At 70.5% G+C, this 22,546-nt stretch carries 22 protein-coding genes; 12 read left to right on the top strand and 10 right to left on the bottom strand.

Features of this window, described 5'->3' with window-relative positions; all coding sequences use genetic code 11:
• The first annotated feature begins 1 nt into the window (after window position 1).
• Window positions 2-658 (top strand): TrmH family RNA methyltransferase, encoded by a 657-nt coding sequence (locus ACERZO_RS25840; protein ID WP_372667352.1) that lies wholly within the window; start codon window positions 2-4, stop codon window positions 656-658.
• Here the strand turns inward: ACERZO_RS25840 and ACERZO_RS25835 are convergent, their stop codons facing one another.
• Window positions 659-2,794 (bottom strand): molybdopterin-dependent oxidoreductase, encoded by a 2,136-nt coding sequence (locus ACERZO_RS25835; RefSeq protein WP_372667351.1) that lies wholly within the window; start codon window positions 2,792-2,794, stop codon window positions 659-661.
• Window positions 2,795-2,866: 72 nt separating this feature from the next.
• On the opposite strand from ACERZO_RS25835, the gene ACERZO_RS25830 reads away from it, so the two are divergent.
• A complete protein-coding gene (locus ACERZO_RS25830; RefSeq protein WP_372667350.1) occupies window positions 2,867-3,886 on the top strand; it encodes a glycoside hydrolase family 76 protein in 1,020 nt (339 codons plus the stop codon).
• Here ACERZO_RS25830 and ACERZO_RS25825 read toward each other — a convergent pair.
• The 3 genes from ACERZO_RS25825 to ACERZO_RS25815 all read right to left on the bottom strand — a co-directional run bounded on the left by ACERZO_RS25825 (window position 3,851) and on the right by ACERZO_RS25815 (window position 5,881).
• On the bottom strand, window positions 3,851-4,372 hold the full coding sequence (locus ACERZO_RS25825) for a GNAT family N-acetyltransferase (protein ID WP_372667349.1): 522 nt from the start codon (window positions 4,370-4,372) through the stop codon (window positions 3,851-3,853). The two genes, ACERZO_RS25830 and ACERZO_RS25825, sit on opposite strands and share 36 nt — an antisense overlap.
• A 90-nt stretch (window positions 4,373-4,462) precedes the next feature.
• On the bottom strand, window positions 4,463-4,720 hold the full coding sequence (locus ACERZO_RS25820; protein ID WP_372667348.1) for a hypothetical protein: 258 nt from the start codon (window positions 4,718-4,720) through the stop codon (window positions 4,463-4,465).
• Window positions 4,721-4,864: 144 nt separating this feature from the next.
• Window positions 4,865-5,881: a hypothetical protein gene (locus ACERZO_RS25815; protein ID WP_372667347.1), complete on the bottom strand. Its 1,017-nt coding sequence runs from the start codon at window positions 5,879-5,881 to the stop codon at window positions 4,865-4,867.
• 166 nt (window positions 5,882-6,047) lie between these two features.
• On the opposite strand from ACERZO_RS25815, the gene ACERZO_RS25810 reads away from it, so the two are divergent.
• Window positions 6,048-8,429 carry a hypothetical protein gene (locus tag ACERZO_RS25810; protein ID WP_372667346.1) on the top strand — a complete coding sequence of 794 codons (2,382 nt, stop codon included), beginning with the start codon at window positions 6,048-6,050 and terminating at the stop codon, window positions 8,427-8,429.
• A 1-nt stretch (window position 8,430) separates the two neighbouring features.
• Here the strand turns inward: ACERZO_RS25810 and ACERZO_RS25805 are convergent, their stop codons facing one another.
• Window positions 8,431-9,297 carry a LacI family DNA-binding transcriptional regulator gene (locus tag ACERZO_RS25805; protein WP_372667345.1) on the bottom strand — a complete coding sequence of 289 codons (867 nt, stop codon included), beginning with the start codon at window positions 9,295-9,297 and terminating at the stop codon, window positions 8,431-8,433.
• A 69-nt stretch (window positions 9,298-9,366) separates the two neighbouring features.
• Window positions 9,367-10,404 (bottom strand): LacI family DNA-binding transcriptional regulator, encoded by a 1,038-nt coding sequence (locus ACERZO_RS25800; RefSeq protein ID WP_372667344.1) that lies wholly within the window; start codon window positions 10,402-10,404, stop codon window positions 9,367-9,369.
• A 107-nt stretch (window positions 10,405-10,511) separates the two neighbouring features.
• Between ACERZO_RS25800 and ACERZO_RS25795 the strand changes: the two genes are divergently transcribed.
• The 8 genes from ACERZO_RS25795 (at window position 10,512) to ACERZO_RS25760 (ending at window position 17,178) form a co-directional block, all read left to right on the top strand.
• Window positions 10,512-11,528, top strand: coding sequence for a substrate-binding domain-containing protein (locus tag ACERZO_RS25795; RefSeq protein WP_372667343.1), 1,017 nt, complete (start codon window positions 10,512-10,514; stop codon window positions 11,526-11,528).
• Complete coding sequence (locus ACERZO_RS25790) at window positions 11,525-12,517, top strand: ABC transporter permease (RefSeq protein ID WP_372667342.1); 993 nt, start codon at window positions 11,525-11,527, stop codon at window positions 12,515-12,517. The genes ACERZO_RS25795 and ACERZO_RS25790 overlap by 4 nt, the downstream gene beginning before the upstream one ends.
• A complete protein-coding gene (locus ACERZO_RS25785) occupies window positions 12,514-13,323 on the top strand; it encodes an ATP-binding cassette domain-containing protein (protein ID WP_372667341.1) in 810 nt (269 codons plus the stop codon). The genes ACERZO_RS25790 and ACERZO_RS25785 overlap by 4 nt, the downstream gene beginning before the upstream one ends.
• Window positions 13,320-14,153, top strand: coding sequence for a PfkB family carbohydrate kinase (locus ACERZO_RS25780; protein ID WP_372667340.1), 834 nt, complete (start codon window positions 13,320-13,322; stop codon window positions 14,151-14,153). The genes ACERZO_RS25785 and ACERZO_RS25780 overlap by 4 nt, the downstream gene beginning before the upstream one ends.
• On the top strand, window positions 14,150-14,785 hold the full coding sequence (locus ACERZO_RS25775) for a nucleoside/nucleotide kinase family protein (protein WP_086862402.1): 636 nt from the start codon (window positions 14,150-14,152) through the stop codon (window positions 14,783-14,785). Before ACERZO_RS25780 ends, ACERZO_RS25775 begins: the two co-directional genes overlap by 4 nt.
• Window positions 14,782-15,522: an SDR family oxidoreductase gene (locus ACERZO_RS25770; RefSeq protein WP_372667339.1), complete on the top strand. Its 741-nt coding sequence runs from the start codon at window positions 14,782-14,784 to the stop codon at window positions 15,520-15,522. Before ACERZO_RS25775 ends, ACERZO_RS25770 begins: the two co-directional genes overlap by 4 nt.
• 71 nt (window positions 15,523-15,593) lie before the next feature.
• Window positions 15,594-16,610 (top strand): isopenicillin N synthase family dioxygenase, encoded by a 1,017-nt coding sequence (locus ACERZO_RS25765; RefSeq protein ID WP_372667338.1) that lies wholly within the window; start codon window positions 15,594-15,596, stop codon window positions 16,608-16,610.
• Between the two features lie 154 nt (window positions 16,611-16,764).
• A complete protein-coding gene (locus tag ACERZO_RS25760; protein WP_372667337.1) occupies window positions 16,765-17,178 on the top strand; it encodes a VOC family protein in 414 nt (137 codons plus the stop codon).
• A 1-nt stretch (window position 17,179) separates the two neighbouring features.
• Here the strand turns inward: ACERZO_RS25760 and ACERZO_RS25755 are convergent, their stop codons facing one another.
• The 4 genes from ACERZO_RS25755 to ACERZO_RS25740 form a co-directional block, all read right to left on the bottom strand.
• On the bottom strand, window positions 17,180-17,848 hold the full coding sequence (locus ACERZO_RS25755) for a DedA family protein (RefSeq protein ID WP_372667336.1): 669 nt from the start codon (window positions 17,846-17,848) through the stop codon (window positions 17,180-17,182).
• A 131-nt stretch (window positions 17,849-17,979) separates the two neighbouring features.
• Window positions 17,980-18,801 (bottom strand): YceI family protein, encoded by an 822-nt coding sequence (locus tag ACERZO_RS25750; RefSeq protein WP_372667335.1) that lies wholly within the window; start codon window positions 18,799-18,801, stop codon window positions 17,980-17,982.
• Window positions 18,798-21,374: an MFS transporter gene (locus tag ACERZO_RS25745; RefSeq protein WP_372667334.1), complete on the bottom strand. Its 2,577-nt coding sequence runs from the start codon at window positions 21,372-21,374 to the stop codon at window positions 18,798-18,800. Before ACERZO_RS25745 ends, ACERZO_RS25750 begins: the two co-directional genes overlap by 4 nt.
• Window positions 21,371-21,901, bottom strand: coding sequence for a MarR family winged helix-turn-helix transcriptional regulator (locus ACERZO_RS25740; RefSeq protein WP_372667333.1), 531 nt, complete (start codon window positions 21,899-21,901; stop codon window positions 21,371-21,373). Before ACERZO_RS25740 ends, ACERZO_RS25745 begins: the two co-directional genes overlap by 4 nt.
• Window positions 21,902-22,087: 186 nt before the next feature.
• Here ACERZO_RS25740 and ACERZO_RS25735 point away from each other — a divergent pair, with 186 nt between their 5' ends.
• Window positions 22,088-22,513 carry a PPOX class F420-dependent oxidoreductase gene (locus ACERZO_RS25735; RefSeq protein ID WP_372667332.1) on the top strand — a complete coding sequence of 142 codons (426 nt, stop codon included), beginning with the start codon at window positions 22,088-22,090 and terminating at the stop codon, window positions 22,511-22,513.
• The last annotated feature ends 33 nt before the right edge of the window (window positions 22,514-22,546 follow it).

Here is a 22,546-nt window from a genome sequence, read left to right as displayed (position 1 = left end):
GGTGAGCACCTCCCCGGACGCCGGACCCACCGAGTGGGTCAGCCGCGAAGAGGTCGGCGTCGGCCCGTGGGCGGGTGAGTGGCCGTCGGACGAGCGGTACGACCCGGACCTGCTGCGCGACGGCGACCGCCGCAACGTCGTCGACGCCTACCGCTACTGGCGCCGCGAGGCGATCGTGTCCGATGTGGACGCCCGGCGGCACCCGTTCCACGTGGCGATCGAGAACTTCCAGCACGACCACAACATCGGCACGGTGGTCCGCACGGCGAACGCCTTCGCGGCGGCGGAGGTGCACATCGTCGGCCGCCGCCGCTGGAACCGCCGCGGCGCGATGGTGACCGACCGCTACCAGCACCTCCGCCACCACGACGACGTCTCCGGGCTGGTGTCGTTCGCCGCCGCGCAGGACTTGGCGGTGGTCGCGGTCGACAACACCCCGGGGTCCGAGCCGGTCGAGACGGCGTCGCTGCCGCGGTCGTGCGTGCTGGTGTTCGGCCAGGAGGGGCCGGGGCTGTCCGAGGCCACGCGGGACGCGGCGGCCCTGACGGTGTCGATCGCCCAGTTCGGCACGACCCGCTCGATCAACGCGGGCGTCGCGGCGGGGATCGTCATGCACGCGTGGATCCGGCAGCACGCCGACTTGTCGGCAGCCTGGTAGCTACGCCGGGGCGACCTCGACCGGGATGCCGTTCAGCACCGAGGTCCCCGACGGCACGTCGAGCAGCGTCTCGTCCGCGACCAGGTTCGAGTTGACGCCCGGGTTCGCGCTCGCGACGCGGGTCCGCGCGCCGTCGACGTCGTGGCCCCAGCCGTGCGGGATGCTCACTACGCCCGGCCGGACCTCGTCCGTCACCTCCACCGGCACCTCCAGCTTGCCGGCGCGCGAGGTCACCGACGCCAGCGCGCCGTCGGTGAGGCCCAGGCGCGTCGCGTCGGCCGGGTGCACCAGGACCGTGCAGCGGTTGCCGCCGCGGATCAGCGGCGCGAGGTTGTGCATCCACGAGTTGTTCGAGCTCAGGTGGCGACGGCCGATCAGCAGCAGGCCATCGTCCTGCTTCGCCAGGTCCTCGCGCAGCCGGGGGACGTCCGCGACGATCGTTCCGGGTGCCAGCTCGATCCGGCCGGACGCGGTGCACAGCACTTCCGGCATCCGCGGCTTGAGCGGCCCGAAGTCCATCCCGTGCGGCGCGGCTTCGAGGTCGGCGAGCGTGACGTCGTACGGTCCGGCGCGCAGCAGCAGGTCGACCAGCCGCGCGGGCCCGGTGCGGTCGTGGGTCACCTCGAGCTTGTTCCGGCGCGCGGTCTCGGCGGCGACGAAGTCGTCCAGCGCCGCGACGTCCGCTTCGGGGCCCTGACCGGTCACGATGCCGGTGAGCCGCAGCATCGTCTCCCACTCCTGCGGCAGCTCCGACGGCAGCGTCGCCGGCGTCCAGTTGGCGACGTTGCGCACCGAGAGCTGGTAGAACGCCAGGTCGAAGTGCGGCCGCTCGAGCGGCGACGGGCCGGGCAGGATGACGTCGGCCCGGCGGGACGTCTCGTTGAGGTAGACGTCGACCGAGACCATGAAGTCGAGGTTCTCGAGCGCCGCGGCCAGCCGCCCGGCGTTCGGCGTGCTCAAGCAGGGGTTGCCGCTGACCGTGATCAGCGCGCGGACCTGGCCGTCGCCCGGCGTCTCGATCTCGTCGGCGAGCGTCGCGACCGGCAGTTCGCCGACGACCTCGGGGTAGCCGCGCACGCGGCTGTGCCAGCGTCCGACCGCGAACGGCCGCCGGTTCCCGGTCGGCTGGCACGCGGCCAGCGGGAACATCGCGCCGCCGGGTGCGTCGAGGTTGCCGGTGAGCACGTTGAGGACGTCGACGAGCCAGCTCGCGACCGTGCCGAACGTCTGCGTGGTGGTGCCGATCCGGCCGTAGACGACGGCGTTTTCCGCTTCGGCCAGCTCTCGCGCGAGCCGTCGGATCTCCTCGGCGTCGATGCCGGTGCGCGGGGCGACGGCTTCGGGGGTGAACGGCTCGGCCAGCTCGCGGACGTCGTCGAGGCCGTTGAGGTGGTCTGCCAGCCGTCCGGGGGCGACGCGGTTTTCCGCGAACAGGACGTTGACCAGCGCGAACAGCAGCAGCGCGTCGGTGCCGGGCCGGATGGCGTGGTGCTCGTCGGCGAACGCGGCGGTGCGCGTGCGGCGCGGGTCGACGACCACGATCTTGCCGCCGCGCACGCGGATCCCGCGCAGCCGGCCGCGGATGTCCGGCGCGGTCATCAGGCTGCCGTTGGAGACGAGCGGGTTGGCGCCGAGGATCAGCAGGTGGCGCGTGCGGTCGAGGTCCGGGACCGGGATGGCGAGCGGGTCGCCGAACATCGTGCCGGCCGAGTAGTGCTTCGGCATCTGGTCGACCGAGGTCGCGCTGTAGAAGTTCTTGGTGCCCAACGCTTTGTAGAGCACGCGGCCGTAGAGCGTCAGCGCGATGTTGTGCACGCCGGGGTTGCCCGCGTACACGGCGACGGCGTCCCGGCCGTGCTCCTCGAGGATCGGCGGGAGGCGGCGGTCGATCTCGTCGTAGGCCTCCTGCCAGCTGACCTCGACGAACTCGCCGTCGCGCTTGAGCAGGGGCGCGGTCAGCCGGTCGGGGTCGTGGTGCAGCGCCCCGAGCGATGCGCCCTTCGGGCAGATGTAGCCCTTCGAGAAGACGTCGTCCTGGTCGCCCGTCACGCGCGTGACCTGCTGGTTCGCGTCGAGCGTCACGTCGAGGCCGCAGGTGGCTTCGCACAGCGGGCAGGTCACGTGTGCGGTCGTCATGGGCACCTCGCAGGCCATCGGGGTCCTTCAACATACCGAGCGGTATGTCGATGGGCAAGGCAGGATTGCGCCATGGACGTCTCGGCCGCCGAACGCGCGGTGACCTCGCGGCACCTGCGCCGCGTCTGGGGCCTGCCCGGCACGGTCCTGGGCCGCAGCGGCTGGCCGCCGTCGCCCGGGCAGCGGCTGCACTGGCACTGGAACTACTGGTGGCAGGCACACTTGCTGGACACTTTGGTCGACGCTCAGCTGCGTTCGCCGACTTCGGCACGGCTGGCCCTGATCCGCGCGTTCGCGCGCTCGGTGCGGCTGCGCAACTTCGGTCGCTGGACCAACGACTACTACGACGACATCGCGTGGCTCGGCCTTGCGCTGCAACGGGTCCAGTCCCTCGGCATCGACTTCGGCCCGGCGCTCGCGGCGATCGACACGCAGCTGCTGTCGGGCTGGACGCCGGCGGCGGGCGGCGGTATCTGGTGGCGCCGCGGCGACGACTTCAAGAACGCCCCGGCCAACGGCCCGGCGGCGATCTTCCACGCGCGGTCGGGGAACCTCTCCCGTGCCCGTGCGATGACGGACTGGCTGACGTCCACTTTGGTCGATCCGGCTTCCGGCTTGGTGTGGGACGGCATCCGCGCGGACACGGGCGAGCTGGTCAAGCACATTTACACGTACTGCCAAGGCGTTTACCTGGGCGCGTGCCTGGAACTGTCCTCAATGGAGAACGCGGCCCGGACGGTCCGCGCGGTGGCCGCACATTGCGCCCCGGACGGGGTGATCCGCGGCCAGGGCGGCGGCGACGGCGGCTTGTTCGGCGCGATCCTGGCGCGGTACCTGGCGTTGGCGGCCCGCGCGTTGCCCGGCCCGGAGGCCGCGATGGCCCGTTCCCTGGTGCTCGACTCGGCGGCGGCGTGCTGGTCGGGAGCGGCCGAAGGGCCGGTGTTCAGCGCGTACTGGAACCGCCCGGCGCCCTGGCCGTTGCCGGAAGACGCCCCGGAGCGGGACATGTCGGTGCAGGTGGGCGGCTGGATGCTCCTGGAGGCGGCGGCGACGCTGTCACCAGACGTCGCCGGCCCGCCAGTCGGCGGTTAGCTCCCCGTCCAGGTCGAGCGGGGCCTGGCCGGGGAAGACGTAGACACCGCCGTCGTCGTCCTCGGTGCGCTGGACGCCGGACGGCGTCAAGGCGAAGGTCGGCCCACGCCACAGCTGCCAGCCACGGCCCGCGTACAGCGGCGCCCCGGCCTTGGTCGCGCTCAGCGCGCCCACTTCGTACCCCGGCAGCAAGTCCTCCATCGCCGCCATCAACGCACTCGCGACCCCGCGCCGCCGGTGGTCCGGGTGCACCGCGACACCCTCGACGTAGCCCGTGTTCAGCACGCGGTCGCCGTGCAGCAGCCGGCGTTGCACGAGCGAGGCGTGGCCGATCAGCTCGGCGCCGTCGAAGCTGAGGGCGTGCATGCCACCGAGGGTGTTTTCCCAGCCCGGCGGATCGAAGTCCGCGAACGCGCCTTCGAGCAGAGCCCGGACGGCGAGCAGGTCGGCGGCCGGCAGCTGGGCGGTGTGCGCGAGTCTGACCATGGTGAGGATTGTCCGGTCCGGCGTCGAACCACGACAGGCGCACCGCCATGGTGGCGGTGCGCCTGTCTTCGGGTCCGGTGCGCTTCGCGGCTAGTTCGTCGGGTCGTCACGGAGCGCGGAATCGTCTTCGGTCTCGTCCTCCTTCGGTGTGTCGTCCGCGCGCTTCGGCTCGGTGTCCGGGCGGTCGGTGCCGTTCTGGATCGCGCGGATGATCGCCGCCGTTCCCGCGAGCACCGGCGGGACGCCGGCCAGCAGCCACGGGCTGGCACTGGCGAACAGCAGGATCGTGAACACCAGCGCCACCGCGACCGCGGCCGTGACCGGCACATTGTTTCGGCTTTCTCCCATGTCTGATTTCTACCGCGTGAAACCGCGGTGGAGAAATTTGGTACCTGAACACCCTTGGCAAGCGTCAAACGTGAACATGTCCAGGTCATTCGTCGATCCTCAGTCGGCGGGTGCAATACCTGGAACCTGGACGAATGGTGTCGATCATGAATTCCGGGTAACGGCGCGCAAGGTGCGGTACAGGTTGCGCAGGTCCTCTCGTGATCCTTTTCTGCCTTCGCGGTGCGGTGGCCGGGAGAAGTAGGGGAACTTGTCGTTGAGCTCTTTGACGAGGTCGCGGACGGCGCGGGCGCTGCTCTCGACGAACGACGTCTCGGCGCGGCCTCGCTCCGGTTCGGGCAGTGTCTTCAGCAACGGCGGGCGGGCGTCGAGCTCGCCCTCGAGCACGAGCACGAGGTGGTTCATCCCGGGCCGTTGCGGCAGTGGTCGGTACATCGCCTTGTACTTGGGATCCTCGTAGAGCAGGCGCCGTTGGTCGATGAACTCCTTGATCTCGTGCGCCTGGCCGATCGTGGTGATCCCCCAGAGCGACAGCTGGGCCCGCAGGTAGTCGAGAGACGCGCTGAGCTGGTCCTTCTTCGGCTGCGCGCCGGGCCGGTAGACCTCGAACAGGTCCACGGCGTCGAGGTCGCCGATCTCGGCGGCTTCGTGTGTGGCGCAAGCGTTTTCCAGGGCGAACTGGACACTCCGCTCCGCCAGGGCGTCGCCGGGGTGGACGACCTGCAGGACCCCCGCCGCGTACCACCTTCCCGTTCGCGAGTTCAACAGCTGCCGGCCGCTCGGGCGCTGCTGCCGGTACGCCTGGACGAGCTCCGTGATCTTGCGGTCCGTGGTGCGGAACCGGTGGAACGCCGCCGCCGTCGGCACCACGAGGACCAGGGACGGGAACATGCCGAGATCCCTGGCGACGACCTCGTCGATGGGGAGCAGCTGCGGGCGCACACCTCGCATCTGGCAGCGCAGGGCGATGGCGCGTCCCAGTTCCTCGCACTTCGGACCGTGGCCGTACACGATCAGCCAGGGCACCGCCAGATCGCCGGCCGTGGTCAGCCAGCTTGCGTCGGCGTGTTTCCCGGCAATGGCCGGCCGCTGCTCGACGCCGCCATTTCCGGTGTTGCTGCGCTGGACCCTCTCAGCGCCGACGCCGTCAATTTCGGTCATGCGGGCAATGATACGTAATCGTGCAACTACGGATTCGTAGTCGATCATTAATGACGTGTCGAATGCCTGATTCAGGATTGCCGGGTCATGTTCATGATTGACGAATAAGGAGCTGTGTTCATGAATAGGTGTTGTCATCGGCGTCCGGGGAGGCAACCATTGCGCCGTGGCCGATCAGATTATGACTCGCTTCGGTGCTCTCGATCGGGAGCTCGCGGAAGCGGTGCTGCACACGATGATCCTGGTCGCACGCGATGGCGTCCAGGCACTCGACGATGTGCACCACCGCCTGGAACACGCCGCCGTACCGGACGAACCGATCCGGCCGGGGCCGCCCGGTGAGCGGTGGCGAGTGCTGCTGGGGGAACTGTTCCGGACGAGGGTGCGCTACTCCGACTTGTCGGCGGCCGTCGCCGGTCGCCCACCCGACGTCGCGGACGACGAGCGGAGTGCCGAGGTGGTCGGCAGGCTGGTGGGCGCGGCCGGCGCGTTCCTCACCGCCGAATCGCTGGGGTTCGAGGAACGGCTGGAGCAGCACGCGCCCCCCGGCTTCCGGGATGTGATCGAGCAGGACGCCTCGGACTCCGAGACGGTCAGGTTGCGGCTCCTGGTCGACCAGGCGGCCACCGCCGCCGACGAAGTCCTCGACCACGCAGGCCCGCAGGGGTGGCCTGTCCTGCTCGAACGCTACCTGGTGCCGGTGCAGAGCCGTGCGGACTCGGGCCTTCCCGCTCCGGTCGGCTCGCCGTCGCCACCCGGGAGTCCGGTGCCGGGCACCCGGGCGGAGTTCCCGGTGGTGGTCCTCGCCGACCACGCGGGGCTCGGGGAGGTTGCGCTCGTCGTGCACCGGCAGATCCTGAAGCTCCGCGAACGCCACCGCGACCTGGACCTCGACGTGCGGTTCCGCTCGGCCCAGCACCTGTGCGAAGTGCTCGACGCCGCTCGTGACCGGGTGTGGGGCGATCTGGACGACCGGATCAGGTTTCGATGCGCCGCGGACAGCGAACCGGCCGAGCACCCCGGCACCCCGTGCCACCCGGTCACCGTGCAGTTCCGGCAATTGGTGCAGGACGACCGGCCACCGCGTCCCGGGCACCTCATCATCATCACGGACTGGGCGGGGGTGGTCCCGGATGCCACCCCCGCGGACCAGCAGCTGGCGGTGCTCGACCTCGACGCGCAGGACCTGCTGCCGGATCTCGACGACTGGACGGTCACGTGCGTCGGACCCGGCTCCGGTGCCTCGAACGACTGGCGGACGGGTTACCTCCGTGCGCTGTGCCTGGCGGGGGGCGCCCGCTCCTTCGAGTACGTGGCGGGGGTGCAGCCGCGTCTGCCGCAGCCCGGGCGCGTTCGTGAGCGAGCCGCGGATCCCGGCACCCACACCCCTTGTGAACAGCGCGGACTGCTCGGGAAGCGGCGGCGTGCCCAGCCCCCGCCCCGGGCGGTGACCGAGCCGGTCCGGGAACCCGCACCGCCGCGGGAGAACCCCGTCGCGGCCGGCCTCGTCCAGTCGCTCAGCACCCGGATCCGCTCCCTGCGCCAACAGTCGGCGCAGGTGCTGGAGGCCCACGTCGTCGGTCCGCACGGGCAGAACCTGACGGTGCGGGAAGCGCAGGCCAGAGCCGACCTCCTGGACGGCCGGATCGAGCTGGACCAGGTCCGGGGCAGCCTGCGCCACCGCCGGGTCTCCCGGTTGACGCGCGCGCTCGTCCTGCTGACGGTGACCCTCCTCGACCTCCCGATCGTGCTTTGGCTGACGATGTCCGGCATCAGCGGGGCGGTGGACGCTCCGACGTGGCTGGCCGGTACCGCCGGGACGCTGGTGGCGTTGTTCATCACCGGTGGCACGGCCGCCGGCCTGCACCAGCTGGGCCGCAACCAGCGGCAGCACAAGAACTTCCGCCGTCAGCTCGTTTGGGCGACCATGCCGGCGACGACCAAGGGCTTGCTGTGCGGCGTTTCCGTGCTGGCCACCTCGTTCGGGACGATCGCGGCCGCGAGGATCCACACCGACCTGGCCCGCTCCGGATTGGCGGCGGTGGGGGGATTGCTCGCCGGCCTGGCCGGCGCGGCCCTGATCGCGTCGGCCGTGCTCGTGTTCTGGGTGGCGTTCCGGGACGGTTCGCTCGAACACGACGATCTCCGCCACTACAGCGACTGCGTTCGTCCGCTGCTGCTGCAGAAAGCGCGGTACGACCGCGAAGAGTACGAGCTGCGGTGCGAGTACCGGCGGCTCGCCGAAACCGGGTCGTCTTCCGGCGATCCGGAGACCTCCCTCGATGATCTCCGAAGGCAAGCGGGTGACCCCACCGACGCGCAGCTGATGAACCGGAGTCTCGACGAGAACGGCGCGAGCCCGGTGCTCTTGGCCTACGCGGAGCAGTGCCGTCGGACGGATGCCGGTCAGCAGTTGCTCACGATGGTCCGCGACGCATCCGTGCAGGCCGTGCAGAACGTGCTCGCCGAGCACCAGCGGAGCCGGGTGTCCGGCCGGCGCCCGGTGTTGCCGACGGTCGACGGCCAGGTAACCGCTCATTCGGAATGAGTCAGCAGCCGCAAGAAGCTCCGTGCAGGAAGCGCGGGGTCAGTGACACCGATTCCGGCGGCCGGTCCGGGTCCGCCATCCGCGACAGCAGCAGCTGCACCGCCCGGCGCCCGAGGTCCGCGACCGGCTGGGCCAGCGTCGTGACCGCCGGGCTCACCCGGCGGGCCCACTCCATGTCGCCGTACCCGACCACCGCCAGCTCCGAGCCGATGCGGATGCCGCGCCGGTGGGCCTCGTACTGGACCCCGACCAGCATCGACTCGTCCGCGACGACCAGCGCCGTCGGGGACGGCCAGCCGTCCAGGAGCTTCGCCGTCGCGCGGGCCGCGCCGCCCGGGGTCGACAGGCCGCACTCCACCAGCTCGCGGTTGAACCGCAGCCCCGCCTGCTCCAGCCCCAGCCGGTAGCCGCGGACGCGCTCGCGGCTGGTCTCCAGGCCTTCGTCGCCCGAGATGAAGCCGATCTTCCGGTGCCGGCGCTCGGTCAGGTGGCGGACCAGCGACGCCACCGCGTGCACGTTCTCCGTGCCCACCTGGTCGACGTCGTTGCGGGCCGCCACCCGGTCGACCAGCACCGTCGGGACGCCCATCCGAACCAGGCCGTTGATCACCGCTTCGGCGCCCGCCGACGGCACCAGCAGCACGCCGTCCACGAGGTCCGCCCTCAGGGCGCGGACGACCGCCGCCTCGTCGCTGACCGTGTCGCCGGTGTCGGCGAGGGTGACGTCGCAGCCCGACTGGGCCGCGGCTGCCCTGATCGAGCGCAGCAGCTCACCCGAGTAGGGGTTCGCGTTCGTCCCCATCGCGACGCCGATCCGGTAGGTGACCGGGGGGTCCCACAACCGGAGCTCCGGCGATAGTGCGGTCATAAGCCCTCGCAGACGCTCAGCCGAAACGTATCCGCTGAACCTCCACGCCGTGCCGGTAAAACTGCAGAATCACTGATGTGAGTGAACCGACGGGCAGCCGCAGGACTCGCGGTGACGCAGAGTGGGTGCCAGGCGGACCGTTTCGGCTTTGCGCGCCGGGTCGTTGATCCGGGCCAGCAGCAGCCGGACCGCCTGCCGGCCGATCTCCTCGATCGGCTGCGCCATCGTCGTCAGCGGTGGGTCGACCAGGTCCGCCCACTCGACGTCGTCGTACACCACAACCGGCAGGTCACGGCCGATGCGCAGCCCGCGCCGCCGGGCTTCGTGCAGCACGCCGACCATCATGCTGTCGTTCCCGACGACCAGCGCCGTCGGCGGCTCGGGCAGCGCCAGCAGCGTGCTCAACGCCAGCGACCCGCCCTCGTGCGACGAGTTCCCGCAGGCCACGAGCTCGGACGACCACGTCAGCCCGGCCCGGCCGAGCCCCAGCCGATAGCCCAGCACGCGCTCCTCGCTCGTCGACAGCCCGGGCGCGCCGCTGATCATCCCGATCCGCCGGTGCCCGAGCGTCCCGAGGTGCGCGGTCAGCGCCGAGGTCGCCTGGATGTTCTCCGTGCCCACCTGGTCGACGTCGGTCCGGGTGGTCAGCCGGTCGATCAGCACCGTCGGTACGTCCAGCGACACGAGCTCGCCGATCACCGGGCCGTCGCCGGGCGCCGGGGTGATCAGCAGGCCGTCGACGCGACGGGAGCGCAGCGCCCGCACGGTGTCACGTTCCGTGTCCGCGGTGTCGTGCGTGTCGGCCAGCAGGACGGTGTACCCGTGCGCCGACGCCTCCCGCTCGATCGCCTGCATCAGCGTCGCGAAGTACGGGTTGGCGACCAGCGAGATCGCCATCCCGATCGACCGCGTCCCGCCGGTGACCAGCGACCGGGCGATCGCGTCGCCGGTGTAGCCGGTCGTCTCGATCGCCCGCAGGACGGCCGCCTTGGTGTCCTCCGCGACCGCCCGCGTCCCGTTGACGACGTGCGAGACGGTCGTGATCGAGACGCCGGCGAGCTCGGCGATGTCCCGCTGGGTCGGCCGCGATGATCTCGGCTGGGGCATGCCAATCCTTTCCGGCAAGCGTTTGCGCAAACGCTTGCGTCCACGGTGCAGTCTGTCTACCTTCCCGACCATCGGCAAGCTTCGACACGAACAAAGGGTGGGAACCCATGAGACAGCGAAGTCTCACCGCAGTCGTGCTGGCCGCCGTCCTCGCCGCGACGACCGGCTGCACGGTCGAACGCCACTGGGGCGGCAACACCAACACCGGCGGGAGCGGCAAGGCCAAGGTCGGCCTGGTCACGAAGACCGACACCAATCCCTACTTCGTCGAACTGCGCAACGCCGCGAGAGCGGCCGCGCAGGCCAACGGCGCCGACTTCAGCGCGCTCGCCGGCCAGTTCGACGGCGACAACGACGGCCAGGTCCGCGCCATCGAAAACCTGCGGCAGCAGGGCGCGAACACCATCCTCATCACGCCCAGCTCGTCGACCGGCGTGCTCAAGGCGATCAAGGACGCCCGCGACGCCGGCGTCCTGGTCATCGCCCTCGACACGGCCACCGAACCGGCCGACGCCGTCGACGCCACCTTCGCCACCGACAACTTCGCGGCGGGCGAGCAGCAGGGCACCTACGTCAAGGCCGCGCTGAACGGCACCCCGCCCAAGCTGCTGATGGTCGACGGCACGGCGGGCAGCACGGTCGACACCCAGCGCCACGGCGGTTTCCTCAAGGGCATCGGGCTGACCGACGGCTCGCCGGAGATCAAGGGCCACACCGCGGCCAACGGCGACCAGAGCCTCGCCCAGCAGGGCATGGAGAACCTGCTCCAGCGCAGCACCGACATCAACGCCGTCTACTCGATGAACGAGCCGATGGGCCGCGGCGCGTACGCGGCGCTCAAGGCCCGCGGGCTGAACGGGCAGATCGTGATGGGTTCGATCGACGGCGGCTGCGAAGGCGTCCAGAACGTCAAGGACGGCCAGTTCGCCGCCACCGTCATGCAGTTCCCGAAGAAGATGGCCGAGCAGGGGGTGCTCGCCGCCGTCGAGTACGCCAAGACCGGCAAGAAGCCGTCTGGCTTCGTGAACACCGGGTCCGCCGTGATCACCGACAAGCCCCTGCCCGGCATCGAGAGCCACGACTCCGCCTGGGGCCTGCAGAACTGCTGGGGAGGAAACAAATGACCACGGCGACCGCGTCCACCAGGGAGCGTGAGTCGCTCGGCGACTTCCTCCTCCGCGCCCCCGCGGTCGGCCCGGCGCTCGCGCTGGTCGTCGCGATCGTGGTGTTCTCGCTGGCCACGGACACGTTCTTCGACCTCGACAACCTGTCCACAGTGGTCCAGCAGTCGCTCGTCGTCGGAACGCTCGCATTAGGACAGACGCTCGTCATCCTCATCGCGGGCATCGACCTGTCGAACGCGGCCTCGATGGTCGTCGCGACGCTGATCATGGCGAAGCTCGCCGCGGCCGGCACGAACGGTTTCGTCGCGCTGCTCGCCGGCGTCGTGCTGACGATCATCGTCGGCATCTTCATCGGCGGGCTCGCCACGCGGATCAAGCTGCCGGCGTTCATCATCACGCTCGGCACGTTCACCATGCTGACCGCGGTGTCGAAGCTGATCGCCGGCGGCCAGGCCGTCCCGGTGACCGACGGGCTGCTGCAGTGGCTCGGCACCAAGCGCTACCTCTTCGGCGGCATCCCGATCACCTACGGCATGACGCTGGCGCTGCTGATGTACCTCGGCGTCTGGTACGCGCTCACGAAAACCGCGTGGGGCAAGCACGTCTACGCGGTCGGCAACGCGCCCGAGTCCGCGCGGCTGTCCGGCATCAAGGTCAACCGCACGGTGCTGTCGGTGTACATCGTGGCCGGCCTCACTTTCGGCATCGCGGCCTGGCAAGCGCTCGGCCGGACGCCGAACGCCGACCCGAACCAGTTCCAGCTCGGCAACCTCGACTCGATCACCGCCGTCGTCCTCGGCGGGACGAGCCTGTTCGGCGGCCGCGGCTCGGTGCTCGGGACGCTGATGGGTGCGCTGGTCGTGGCGGTGCTGCGGTCGGGGCTGACGCAGATGAACGTCGACGGCAACTACCAGGACCTCGCCACCGGTGCCCTGCTCATCGCCGCCGTCGTGGTGGACCGGATCGCGAGGAGGCAGCAGCAGTCATGACCGAACCGATCCTCCAGGCCCGCGGCCTGGTCAAGCGCTACGGCCGGGTGACCGCCATCGACGGCGCCGACTTCGACCTGCTCCCCGGCGAGGTGCTCGCCGTGGTCGGGGACAACGGCGCCGGGAAGTCGTCGCTCATCAAAGCTCTGTCCGGGGCGGTGATCCCGGACGAGGGAGAGATCAAAGTGGACGGTAAGACCGTCCACTTCAAGTCCCCTTTGGACGCTCGCCACTACGGCATCGAGACGGTGTACCAGGACCTCGCCGTCGCGCCCGCGCTCGACATCGCGTCGAACATGTTCCTGGGCCGGGAAAAGCGGCTCAAGGGCCCGTTCGGGCTGTTCCGCAAGCTCGACACCGCCACCATGCGGTCGGAGGCGCAGCGGATCCTCGACGAGCTGGGCATCAACATCAAGTCGATCTCCCAGCCCGTCGAGACGCTCTCTGGTGGTCAGCGCCAGGGTGTCGCCGTGGCCCGCGCGGCCGCGTTCGGCACCAAGGCCGTGATCATGGACGAGCCCACCGCCGCGCTCGGCGTCGCCGAGTCCGGCAAGGTGCTCGACCTGATCGGCCGGATCCGCGACCGCGGCCTGCCGGTGGTGCTGATCAGCCACAACATGCCGCACGTCTTCGACATCGCCGACCGCATCCACGTGCACCGCCTCGGCAAGCGCGTCGCGGTCGTCTCACCGAAGACGCACTCGATGAACCAGGTCGTCGGTCTGCTCACGGGTGCGTTGCGGCTCAACGAAAACGGTGAAGTCGAAGAAGCGGCTGCGGCGACCCATGTGGCCGGCTTGAAGTGAAAGTGCTGCTGGCGGGCTTGTGCACCGTGGACGTCGTCCAGCGGGTCGGCGAGCTCCCGGCACCGGGCGAGAAGGTGCAGTCGCTGCGGGTGGACGTCGCGGCCGGGGGGCCCGCGACGAACGCCGCGGTGACGGCCGCCGCGCTCGGCGCCGAGGCGACCCTGCTGACCGTCCTCGGTGCACACCCGCTGGCCGCGCTCGCCCGCGCCGACCTCGAAGCCTGCGGCGTCCGGCTGATCGACCTCGCGCCTTCGCTCGATGAGCCACCGCCGGTCAGCGCGGTCGCCGTCCGAGACCGCGACGGCGAGCGCACGGTCGTCTCCCGCAACGCCGGAGAGCGGCACTTTCACGTGAAAGCGGCGCTTCCGGAAGCTGATGTCGTTTTGCTCGATGGGCACTATCCGGAGCTGGCGCTGGCGGTGGCGAGAGGCGCGCAGGCGCCGGTCGTGCTCGACGCCGGGAGCTGGAAACCCGTGCTCGACGAGCTGCTGCCGCTGGTCGACGTCGCCGCCTGCTCCGCGCACTTCACCGCACCGGAGCCGGGGCTGCATGCGCGCGGCGTCCCCACCGTCATCACCACCGCGGGCCCCGGGCCGGTGCGGTGGTCCACTGCGGACGGCGGCTCGGGTGAGGTGCCTGTCGCGGACGTGGAAGCGCGGGACACACTAGGTGCGGGCGACGTCTGGCACGGCGCCTTCGCCGTCGCCGTGGCCCGCGAACCGACGGTGACGGACCGGATCCGCTTCGCCAACGAGGTGGCCGCCGAACGGGTGCGGCATGTGGGACCGCGGTCGTGGACGACCGCGATCGCAGGAAGGAACAGGACATGACGGCGTTCGACGACTTGCTGGCCAGGGCCGAGGGCCTGACCGTGCGTGGGCAGCGCAACGTGCTGGGCATCATCGGCGCGCCCGCGTCCGGCAAGACCACGCTCGCGTGGGCGCTGGCCAACGCGCTCGGCTCGCGCGCCGCGGTGGTCGGCATGGACGGCTTCCACCTCGCGCAGGTCGAGCTGCGCCGGCTGGAGCGCACCGAGCGCAAGGGCGCGCCCGACACGTTCGACGCGGCCGGCTACTTCCACATGATCAAGCGGCTCGCCGAAGGCCGCGAGACGGTCTACGCGCCGGAGTTCCGCCGCGAGATCGAGGAGCCGATCGCCGGCGCGGTGGCCGTGCCGCCGGAGGTCCAGCTGGTGATCACGGAGGGCAACTACCTGCTGCTGCCGGACGACCCGTGGAGCGGCATCCGGCCGCTGCTGACCGAGGCGTGGTTCCTCGCACCGGACGAGCCCGAGCGGATCGAACGGCTGGTGTCCCGCCACCGCCGCTACGGCCGTTCCCTGGTCGAGGCCCGCCGCCGCGCGCTCGGCTCGGACCAGCGCAACGCCGACCTGATCTCGCAGACCCGTGACCGCGCCGACCTGGTGCTGGAGAACCTGCCGCTGGCGAACTTCGCGATTTGACCCTCATCGTCACGGGTGGCAGCCGCGGGATCGGCGCGGCCGTCTGCACGCTGGCGGCTTCGCGCGGCTACGACGTCGTCGTGAACTACTCGGGCGATCCGGCCCCCGCGGAGGAGGTCGCTTCGCAGGTGCGGTCGCACGGTCGTCAGGCGCTGGCGGTGCGCGCGGACGTCTCGGTGGAGGACGACGTCCGCGCGCTGTTCGACGCGGCCGCGGAGCTGGGACCGGTGACCGCGCTGGTCAACAACGCGGCGATCGTCGGCAACACCCCCGGGCGGCTCGACTCCTACGACGTCGAGGTCGTCCGGCGCACGCTCGACGTCAACGTGACCGGGGTGTTCCTGTGCTGCCGCGAGGCGGTCCGCCGCATGTCGACCCGCTACGGCGGCGAGGGCGGCGCGATCGTCAACATCTCCTCGACGGCGGCGCGCACGGGGTCGGCCGGGGAGTGGGTGCACTACGCGGCGTCGAAGGCCGCCGTCGACACGTTGACGTTCGGGCTGGCCCAGGAGGTCGCGGGCGAGGGCGTGCGGATCAACGCGGTCGCGCCGGGGATGATCCACACCGGCCTGCACGCGGCCGCCGGCCTGCCGGACCGGATGGCGAAGTACGCGCCGCAGATCCCGATGGGGCGCGCGGGTGAGCCGGCCGAGATCGCCGAAGCGGTGTTGTTCCTGCTGTCGCCGGCGTCGTCCTTCACGACGGGAGCCGTGCTCGACGTCGGTGGCGGCCGCTGATCCTTGTGAACCGGCATTTCCCGGCTTTCGTGTGGTGAGCGTTCCCGAAACCGCGCGAAAGGTGAACAACCATGCGTACGTTCGAGCTGCCCTCTTCGGTAGGTGCGACGACAGCCGATCGAGTACTGGGCAGGCAACTGGTCCGGACCTGGGAGGACGACGGGATCTTCCAGGTCGCCGCCACGGCCGAGCAGGCCCGCGTCACCGAGAAAGCGCTCGCTGAAAGCCGCCGGTTCTTCGCGAGATCCTTGCCGGAGAAGAGCAAGTTCGTCAGCGACCTGACCTACAGCGGGTACATCGCCTCGGGTGAAGAGGTGACCGCGGGCGAAGCCGACTTCTCCGAGATCTTCACCGTCTGCCCGGACGTCCCGCTCACCGACCCCCGCGTCACGGGCGGCTGGCCGTGCCACGGACCGGTGCCGTGGCCGGACGAGGACTACCGGACGGCGATGACGGCCCACCTCCGCGAGGTCGGGGACATCGGCGAAAAGCTGCTGCAGCTCGTCGCGCTCGGGCTGGGCGTGGAGATCGACCGGCTGACCCGGCTCACCCGCGAAGGCTGGCACCACATGCGCGTGCTGCGGTTCCCCGCCCGGTCCACGACCACCGAACGCGGGATCGGCGCGCACACCGACTACGGACTGCTCGTGATCGCCGCGCAGGACGACGTCGGTGGCCTTTTGATCCGGCCGCCGGTGCCCGGCGAGGCCCGCAACCGCAACTGGCTGCCGGAGGAGAGCACGGCCGGGATGTACCAGGACGACGAGCCCTGGCACTTCGTCGAACCGGAGCCGGGCGTGTTCACCGTCTTTCCCGGTGACATCCTGCAGTTCCTCACCGGCGGCCGGCTCCTGTCGACACCGCACAAGGTCCGCCTCGCCACGCGCGAGCGGTACACGCTGGCGTACTTCCACGAGCCGTCGTTCGGCACCACCGTCCGGCCCCTGGCGGGTGGCGCGGAGGCCATCCACTACGGGACGCACTTCACGAACATGTTCACCCGCTGTTACCCGGATCGGGTGACGACCCGGCGCATCGAGCGCGAAGGCCGCCTGGCCGTCCTGGACCGCATTCGTAACCCATCGTAAGAAGTCAACTGCGCTCCGTGGGTTTTGTCCGCCTGCTGGGACACCGGGAGACGGCGAGATCACGATCGGACGCGGACTTGGTCACCTCGGTTTCGGCCGGCGAACGCTGTGCAACTCTGGGGAGCCGCCACCCGAAAGGACGGCTTCGGAAGCCATGGCAAAACTCATGTCCGTGCACCACCTCGCGCTCACCGTGACCGACGTGGACCGCAGCGTGCCCTGGTACGTGCGCGTCCTCGACCTCGAGGAGGTCACCCGGCGCGAAGAGCCGGACACGGGGCTGCGGAAGGTCGTCCTCCGGTCCGCCGGGGACGAGTTCTCCGTGGTGCTGGTCCAGCACGCGGACACCGGCAGACGCGGGTTCGACGAGCGCCGGACCGGGCTCGACCACGTCGCCTTCCGGGTGCAGTCGACCGCCGAGCTGGCCGAATGGGAGTGCCGCCTCGCGGAGTTCGGGGTGTCGTACCTGCCCGCCGCGCCGTCGCGGACCTTCGAGGGGTCGAAGGTCGTCGTGTTCCGCGATCCGGACGGCATCCAGCTCGAAATCTGGACCGACCCGGAGCTCTGACTCAGGCGCGGGCGTCGTCGCGTTCGTCGACCGGGCGGCGCATCTCCTGGCGGTAGCGCAGCACACCGTACCCGGTGCCGACCACGAAGAACGCGATGCTGATCCACAGCGCCGCCGTCTTCAGCCACGGCAGGGCGTCCAGCAGCCCGGCGCCGTAGTAGCCGAGCAGCACCAGCGTCGGAACCCACAGGAGCCCGCCCAACGCCGTCGCCGCCATGAAGCGGCGCGGGTCCATCCGGGCCGCGCCCGCGATCAGCGGGGCCAGCGTGCGGATCCACGGGATCCACCGGGCCGCCACGATCGCGAAGAACCCCTTGCGGTCCAAGAACCGCTGCGCGCGCTCCAGCGCCTGCCGGTTCAGCACCTTGCCGTCGCGCCTCGCGATCAGCTTGGTGCCGCTCGTGCGGCCGATGTAGTAGCCGATCTGGTTGCCGAGCACGGCGACGATCAGCGCGGCCCCCGACAGGAACCACGCGTTCGCGTCCGAACCGTGCTGGGCCAGCACCACGCCGGCCCCGAACAGCAGCGAATCACCGGGCAGGAACAACCCGATGATCAGCGCGCATTCGACCAGCACGAAGCTCAGCACGATCACCCAGACGAGCAGGGGCCCGGCGGTGTCCAGCCAGCTCACGCCGACGCCCGCGGCCTCGATGCTCACGACGTTCACACCGGAAGCCTACGTGGCCGAGGTGAACACCCCACGGCGAACGGTCGAATCGAGCTGTCCGAAATATTCAGGTTCTACGAACGGTGAAGGCCCCCTCACCAGCGGTGAGAGGGCCTTCCCGTACTAATGCGTCAGAACTGCGGCAGCGACTCGCCCTGCACCGCTTCGACGTCCAGCTCGACCTTCACGGTCGTGCCGACCGCCGCGACGCCGGCGCGGACCATCGCGCTGTAGTTGATCGCGAAGTCGTTCCGGTGCAGCGTCGTCTCGGCGTGGAACGCCACGCGCACGCCGCCCCACGGGTCCGGGCCCCAGCCGCCGTACGTCAGCTCCAGCTCGATCTCGCGGCGCTCGCCGTGCAGCGTCAGGTCGCCCACCAGCGTCCACGAGTCGACGCCGCGCTGGCGCAGCCCGGTGCTCGTGAACGTGATGACCGGGTGGACGTCGACGTCGAGGAAGTCCGGCGAGCGCAGGTGGTCGTCGCGCATCTTGATGTTCGTGTCGATGCTCGCCGCCTTGATCTCGGCGTGCACCGACGACCGCTCGGCCGGGCGGCCGATCTCGATCCGGCCGGACACGTCCGGGAACCGGGCCTTGATGCTCGCGATGCCCAGGTGCCGCGCGGTCGCGACCACCGACGAGTGCATCGGGTCGATCACCCACGGCCCGGCGGGCGGCAGGTCGATCGCCTCGGCGACCGGGGCCAGCACGACGTCGCCGAGCGAGCCGGAGCCGTCCGAAGCGATCTGGACCATCCGGGCGACCGGGGTGAACCCGGCCGCCGTGACGACGGCGGTGTAGGTGCCCGCCGGGAGGGCGTCGGTGACGACCTCCCCGCGGACGTCGGCGGCCTGCCGGGCGACCTGCCGCCCGGCCGGGTCGGTCACGGTGAGCACCGCGTGCTCCACCGCCCACCCCTCGGCCGTGCGGAAGGTCGCGCGCAGGCCGGTCATGACCGGTCGACCAGCTCGTCGAGGGCCTGGTCGTAGCTCAGCCGGACGTCGTGGCCCGCTTCGCCGCCGGTCAGCTCCACCTGGCTGGTCGCCGGCGGGTAGCCGCTCGCGACCACGGTGTACGCGCCCGCGGGCAGGTCGCTGACCAGGTACCGGCCTTCGGCGTCGGTCCGCGCCACAGCGGCGACGTTGCCCTCGGCGTCGAGCACGGTGATCCGCGCGTCCGGGACGACCCGGTCGCCCTCGGTCCGCGCGACGCCGCTGAGCTGCACCGAGCTGGCCAGCTCGAGGTCGTGGCGGAGCACGCCGCTGTCGGGCACGGTCAGCGTCACCGCGACGGGCCGGTGACCCGCGCCGCTGGCGACCAGGGTGTAGGCCCCGGCGCCGACCCCGACGAAGGCGTAGGTGCCGTCCGTGGTCGTGATGAACGCGCCGTTCACCTCGCCACGGCTGTCGGTCAGCGTGACCGTGACGTTCGCCAGCGGGGAGCCGGTGGCGGCCGCCCGGACGGTGCCGGTCAGCTCGCCGGACCCGGTGAGCGTGACGTCGACCGTCGTCGGCCCGTTGCTGATCACGACGCTGGAGGCCTGCGGCTGGTGGCCGTGGGCCGACACGATGAGGACGTAGGCGCCCGGGCCCTGGCTGGGCACCGAGTAGCTGCCGTCCGCCGCGCCGGTGGCCCGCGCGACCTGGCGGCCGCGCTGGTCGATCAGGGTCAGCGCCGCGCCGGAGACGTGGCTGCCGTCCTGCCGGCGGACGTGGCCGGTCACCGGCACGCCACCCGCGCCGACCGGGGTGTCCAGCTCGGCGTCGGAGACGGAGTTCGTGATCGGCAGCGCACCCGAGACGGCCTGGTAGTCACCGTGCCCGTTCGTGCTCAGCGCGTGCTTCCCGCCGCCGACCAGGGCCGGCTCGCGGTCGACCGGCTTGACCGGCTCGACGATCTCGGTCGGCGCGTCCGCGAGGCTGTCCTCCTCGAGCAGCGCCTCACCGCCCTCCATGGCCGCCGCGGCCGGGGCCGCGTTGGTCAGCGGGATCTCCTTCATGAACAGCAGCACGATCGTGGCCAGCAGCGCCACGCCACCCGCGATGTAGAAGACCGTCGTGATCGACTCGGTGAAGCCGATCAGCACCGGGGTCCGGATCGCCTCGGGCAGGTTCTGGATGCCGCTGGTGTTCTCCGACAGGTTGCCGATGCCCGCCCCGGCGCCGGCCGGGAGCTGGCCGCCGAACGCCTTGGTGATGTTCGGCAGCAGCGTGTTGAACAGGACCGTCAGGAAGATCGCGACACCGGCGGTACCACCGATCTGGCGGAAGAACGTCGCCGCCGCGGTCGAGACGCCCATGTCGCTGCGCGGGCCCGCGTTCTGCACCGCGATGATCAGCGTCTGCATGCACTGGCCGAGGCCGAGGCCGATGATGGCGGCCGCGACCAGCGGGTGCCACAGCGGCGAGTCGTACTTGACCTGCGCGAAGAAGAACGCGCCACCGGCGATCAGGATGGTGCCGATGATCGGGAAGATCTTGTAGCGCCCGGTCTTCCCGGTGAGCCGGCCGGAGACGATCGAGCTGGTCATGATGCCCGCCATCAGCGGCAGCATCAGCAGCCCGGACTGGGTCGGCGTGTAGCCCTGCACGACCTGCATGAACTGCGGGATCATCGTGATCGCGCCGAACATCGCGACACCGACGATGATGCCGCCGATGATCGCCACGGTGAACGTCGAGTTCTTGAACAGCCGCAGCGGGATCAGCGCGGCGTCCTTCATCAGCTTCTCGACCACGATGAACGCGATCACGCCGACGCCGCCGATGACGTAGCACCAGATGGCCTTCTGATCGCCCCAGCCCCACTTCTGGCCCTGCTCGGCGACGACCAGGAACGGCACGACCGCGACGACCAGCGTCAGCGCGCCCCACCAGTCGATCTTGTGCTTGTGCGGGGTGTGCGGCACGTTCAGGACCTTCGCCACGACGAACAGCGCGACGACGCCGATCGGGACGTTGATCAGGAAGACCCAGCGCCAGCCGGAGATGCCGGCCAGGGTGTCGAAGCCGGCGAAGAGGCCGCCCAGGACCGGGCCGAGCACGGTGGAGAGGCCGAAGACGGCCAGGATGTAACCCTGGTACTTCGCGCGTTCACGCGGCGGCACGATGTCGCCGAGGATGGTCATGGCCAGCGACATCAGACCGCCGGCGCCGAGCCCCTGCACCGCGCGGAACGCGGCGAGCTCGTACATCGACTGCGAGAACGTCGAGGCCAGCGAACCGGCGACGAAGATCGTGATCGCGGCCAGGTAGAACGGCTTGCGGCCGTAGATGTCGGAGAGCTTGCCGTAGATCGGCGTGACGATCGTCGAGGTGATCAGGTACGCCGTGGTCGCCCACGCCTGCAGGTCGAAGCCGTGCAGGTCGTTGGCGATCTTGACGATCGACGTGCCGACGATCGTCTGGTCGAGCGCGGCGAGGAACATGCCGCACATCAGGCCGCTCAGGATCGTGACGATCTGGCGGTGGCTCAGCCGTGGTGGTTCCTTCGCCACGGGTTGAGCCGCTTCGGTGGTGGTGCTCATGCGTTGGCCCCCTTGGCCGGTGCAGCGGCGGACGCCTGGGCGTCGGCCAGCTGTGGAGAGTGGTTCTCGATACCTGTGTTGAGCCGGCCGAACAGCGTGTTCAGGGTCTGGATCTCCCCTTCGGTCCAGTCCCCGAGCACTTCGGCCAGCCACTGGTTGCGCTGCTTGCGGTTCTCTTCGAACACCCGCATGCCCTCGGAGGTCGGGGCGAGCAGGCAGGCCCGGCCGTCTTCGGGATCGGCCTGGCGCTCGACCAGGCCGTGCTGGACGAGCGAGCTCGACTGCCTGCTGATCGTGGAGATCTCGGAGTGGAGCGACTCGGCGAGCCGGCTGGTGCGCTGCGGGCCCTCGTGGATGAGGGTGAAGAGGATCGCGTAGGCCGCCCGCTCGATGCCGTCGGGACCCTGCTTGGACACCTGGGACTTCGCCTTGTTGATCAGGCGGACCAGGCGCACGAGCTCGTGCCCGAGCTGGTCGGCGAGGTCCAGTTCGGCTTTGGGCCGGGTGGCGGAGTTGTTCGGTGCCATGGATGGGGTTCCTTCACGGCGTTGGTTGGCGGCTGCAACTAGTTGCCTCAGGCAAGGATGTGCCTTCACCACCGGTTATGCAAGCGGGAGCCGGGTCGATGTGTCGGAACCCACTTTAGTTGTCACACGCAAGCAGTTTCCCGGCGGCCCGCGGAACAAACGCGGCGGCACCCGGTTGGTACAGCTATGACGGACGACACAGCGCTGAAGGACTTCCTCGCCACGCGCCGCCACGGCGTGCTGGCCACGATCCGCCGCGACGGGCGGCCCCAGCTGTCCACGATCACGCACCTCTACGACGCGGGGACGAACACGATCACCGCGTCGATCACCGAGACCCGCGCGAAGACGAAGAACATGCGCCGCGACCCGCGGGTGACCTACCACGTGGGCAGCGAAGACGGCTGGAGCTACGTCGTCGCCGAGGGGACGGCGTCGCTCACGGCGCCGGCGGCTTCGCCGGACGACGAGACCGTCGAAGCGCTCGTCGACTACTACCGCCACGCGGCCGGCGAGCACCCCGACTGGGCCGAGTACCGCGCCGCGATGGTGAGCGACCAGCGCGTCCTGCTCCGCGTGCACGTGGACAAGCTGCTGGGACTGGTCCGGTAGGGGCGGTTTTGAAATAGAAGTTCCGCAGTGCGG

The organism is Amycolatopsis kentuckyensis, assembly GCF_041679295.1.
Taxonomy (GTDB): Bacteria; Actinomycetota; Actinomycetes; order Mycobacteriales; family Pseudonocardiaceae; genus Amycolatopsis; species Amycolatopsis kentuckyensis_A.
This window is presented reverse-complemented; position numbering and strand designations above follow the sequence as displayed.

What these genes read in the sequence shown, in the direction of transcription:
- ACERZO_RS25835 (WP_372667351.1), bottom strand. Translation starts at nt 2,794, where the DNA reads ATGACGACCGCACACGTGACCTGCCCGCTGTGCGAAGCCACCTGCGGC.
- ACERZO_RS25830 (WP_372667350.1), top strand. Translation starts at nt 2,867, where the DNA reads ATGGACGTCTCGGCCGCCGAACGCGCGGTGACCTCGCGGCACCTGCGC.
- ACERZO_RS25825 (WP_372667349.1), bottom strand. Translation starts at nt 4,372, where the DNA reads ATGGTCAGACTCGCGCACACCGCCCAGCTGCCGGCCGCCGACCTGCTC.
- ACERZO_RS25820 (WP_372667348.1), bottom strand. Translation starts at nt 4,720, where the DNA reads ATGGGAGAAAGCCGAAACAATGTGCCGGTCACGGCCGCGGTCGCGGTG.
- ACERZO_RS25815 (WP_372667347.1), bottom strand. Translation starts at nt 5,881, where the DNA reads ATGACCGAAATTGACGGCGTCGGCGCTGAGAGGGTCCAGCGCAGCAAC.
- ACERZO_RS25805 (WP_372667345.1), bottom strand. Translation starts at nt 9,297, where the DNA reads ATGACCGCACTATCGCCGGAGCTCCGGTTGTGGGACCCCCCGGTCACC.
- ACERZO_RS25800 (WP_372667344.1), bottom strand. Translation starts at nt 10,404, where the DNA reads ATGCCCCAGCCGAGATCATCGCGGCCGACCCAGCGGGACATCGCCGAG.
- ACERZO_RS25795 (WP_372667343.1), top strand. Translation starts at nt 10,512, where the DNA reads ATGAGACAGCGAAGTCTCACCGCAGTCGTGCTGGCCGCCGTCCTCGCC.
- ACERZO_RS25790 (WP_372667342.1), top strand. Translation starts at nt 11,525, where the DNA reads ATGACCACGGCGACCGCGTCCACCAGGGAGCGTGAGTCGCTCGGCGAC.
- ACERZO_RS25785 (WP_372667341.1), top strand. Translation starts at nt 12,514, where the DNA reads ATGACCGAACCGATCCTCCAGGCCCGCGGCCTGGTCAAGCGCTACGGC.
- ACERZO_RS25775 (WP_086862402.1), top strand. Translation starts at nt 14,150, where the DNA reads ATGACGGCGTTCGACGACTTGCTGGCCAGGGCCGAGGGCCTGACCGTG.
- ACERZO_RS25765 (WP_372667338.1), top strand. Translation starts at nt 15,594, where the DNA reads ATGCGTACGTTCGAGCTGCCCTCTTCGGTAGGTGCGACGACAGCCGAT.
- ACERZO_RS25760 (WP_372667337.1), top strand. Translation starts at nt 16,765, where the DNA reads ATGGCAAAACTCATGTCCGTGCACCACCTCGCGCTCACCGTGACCGAC.
- ACERZO_RS25750 (WP_372667335.1), bottom strand. Translation starts at nt 18,801, where the DNA reads ATGACCGGCCTGCGCGCGACCTTCCGCACGGCCGAGGGGTGGGCGGTG.
- ACERZO_RS25745 (WP_372667334.1), bottom strand. Translation starts at nt 21,374, where the DNA reads ATGAGCACCACCACCGAAGCGGCTCAACCCGTGGCGAAGGAACCACCA.
- ACERZO_RS25740 (WP_372667333.1), bottom strand. Translation starts at nt 21,901, where the DNA reads ATGGCACCGAACAACTCCGCCACCCGGCCCAAAGCCGAACTGGACCTC.
- ACERZO_RS25735 (WP_372667332.1), top strand. Translation starts at nt 22,088, where the DNA reads ATGACGGACGACACAGCGCTGAAGGACTTCCTCGCCACGCGCCGCCAC.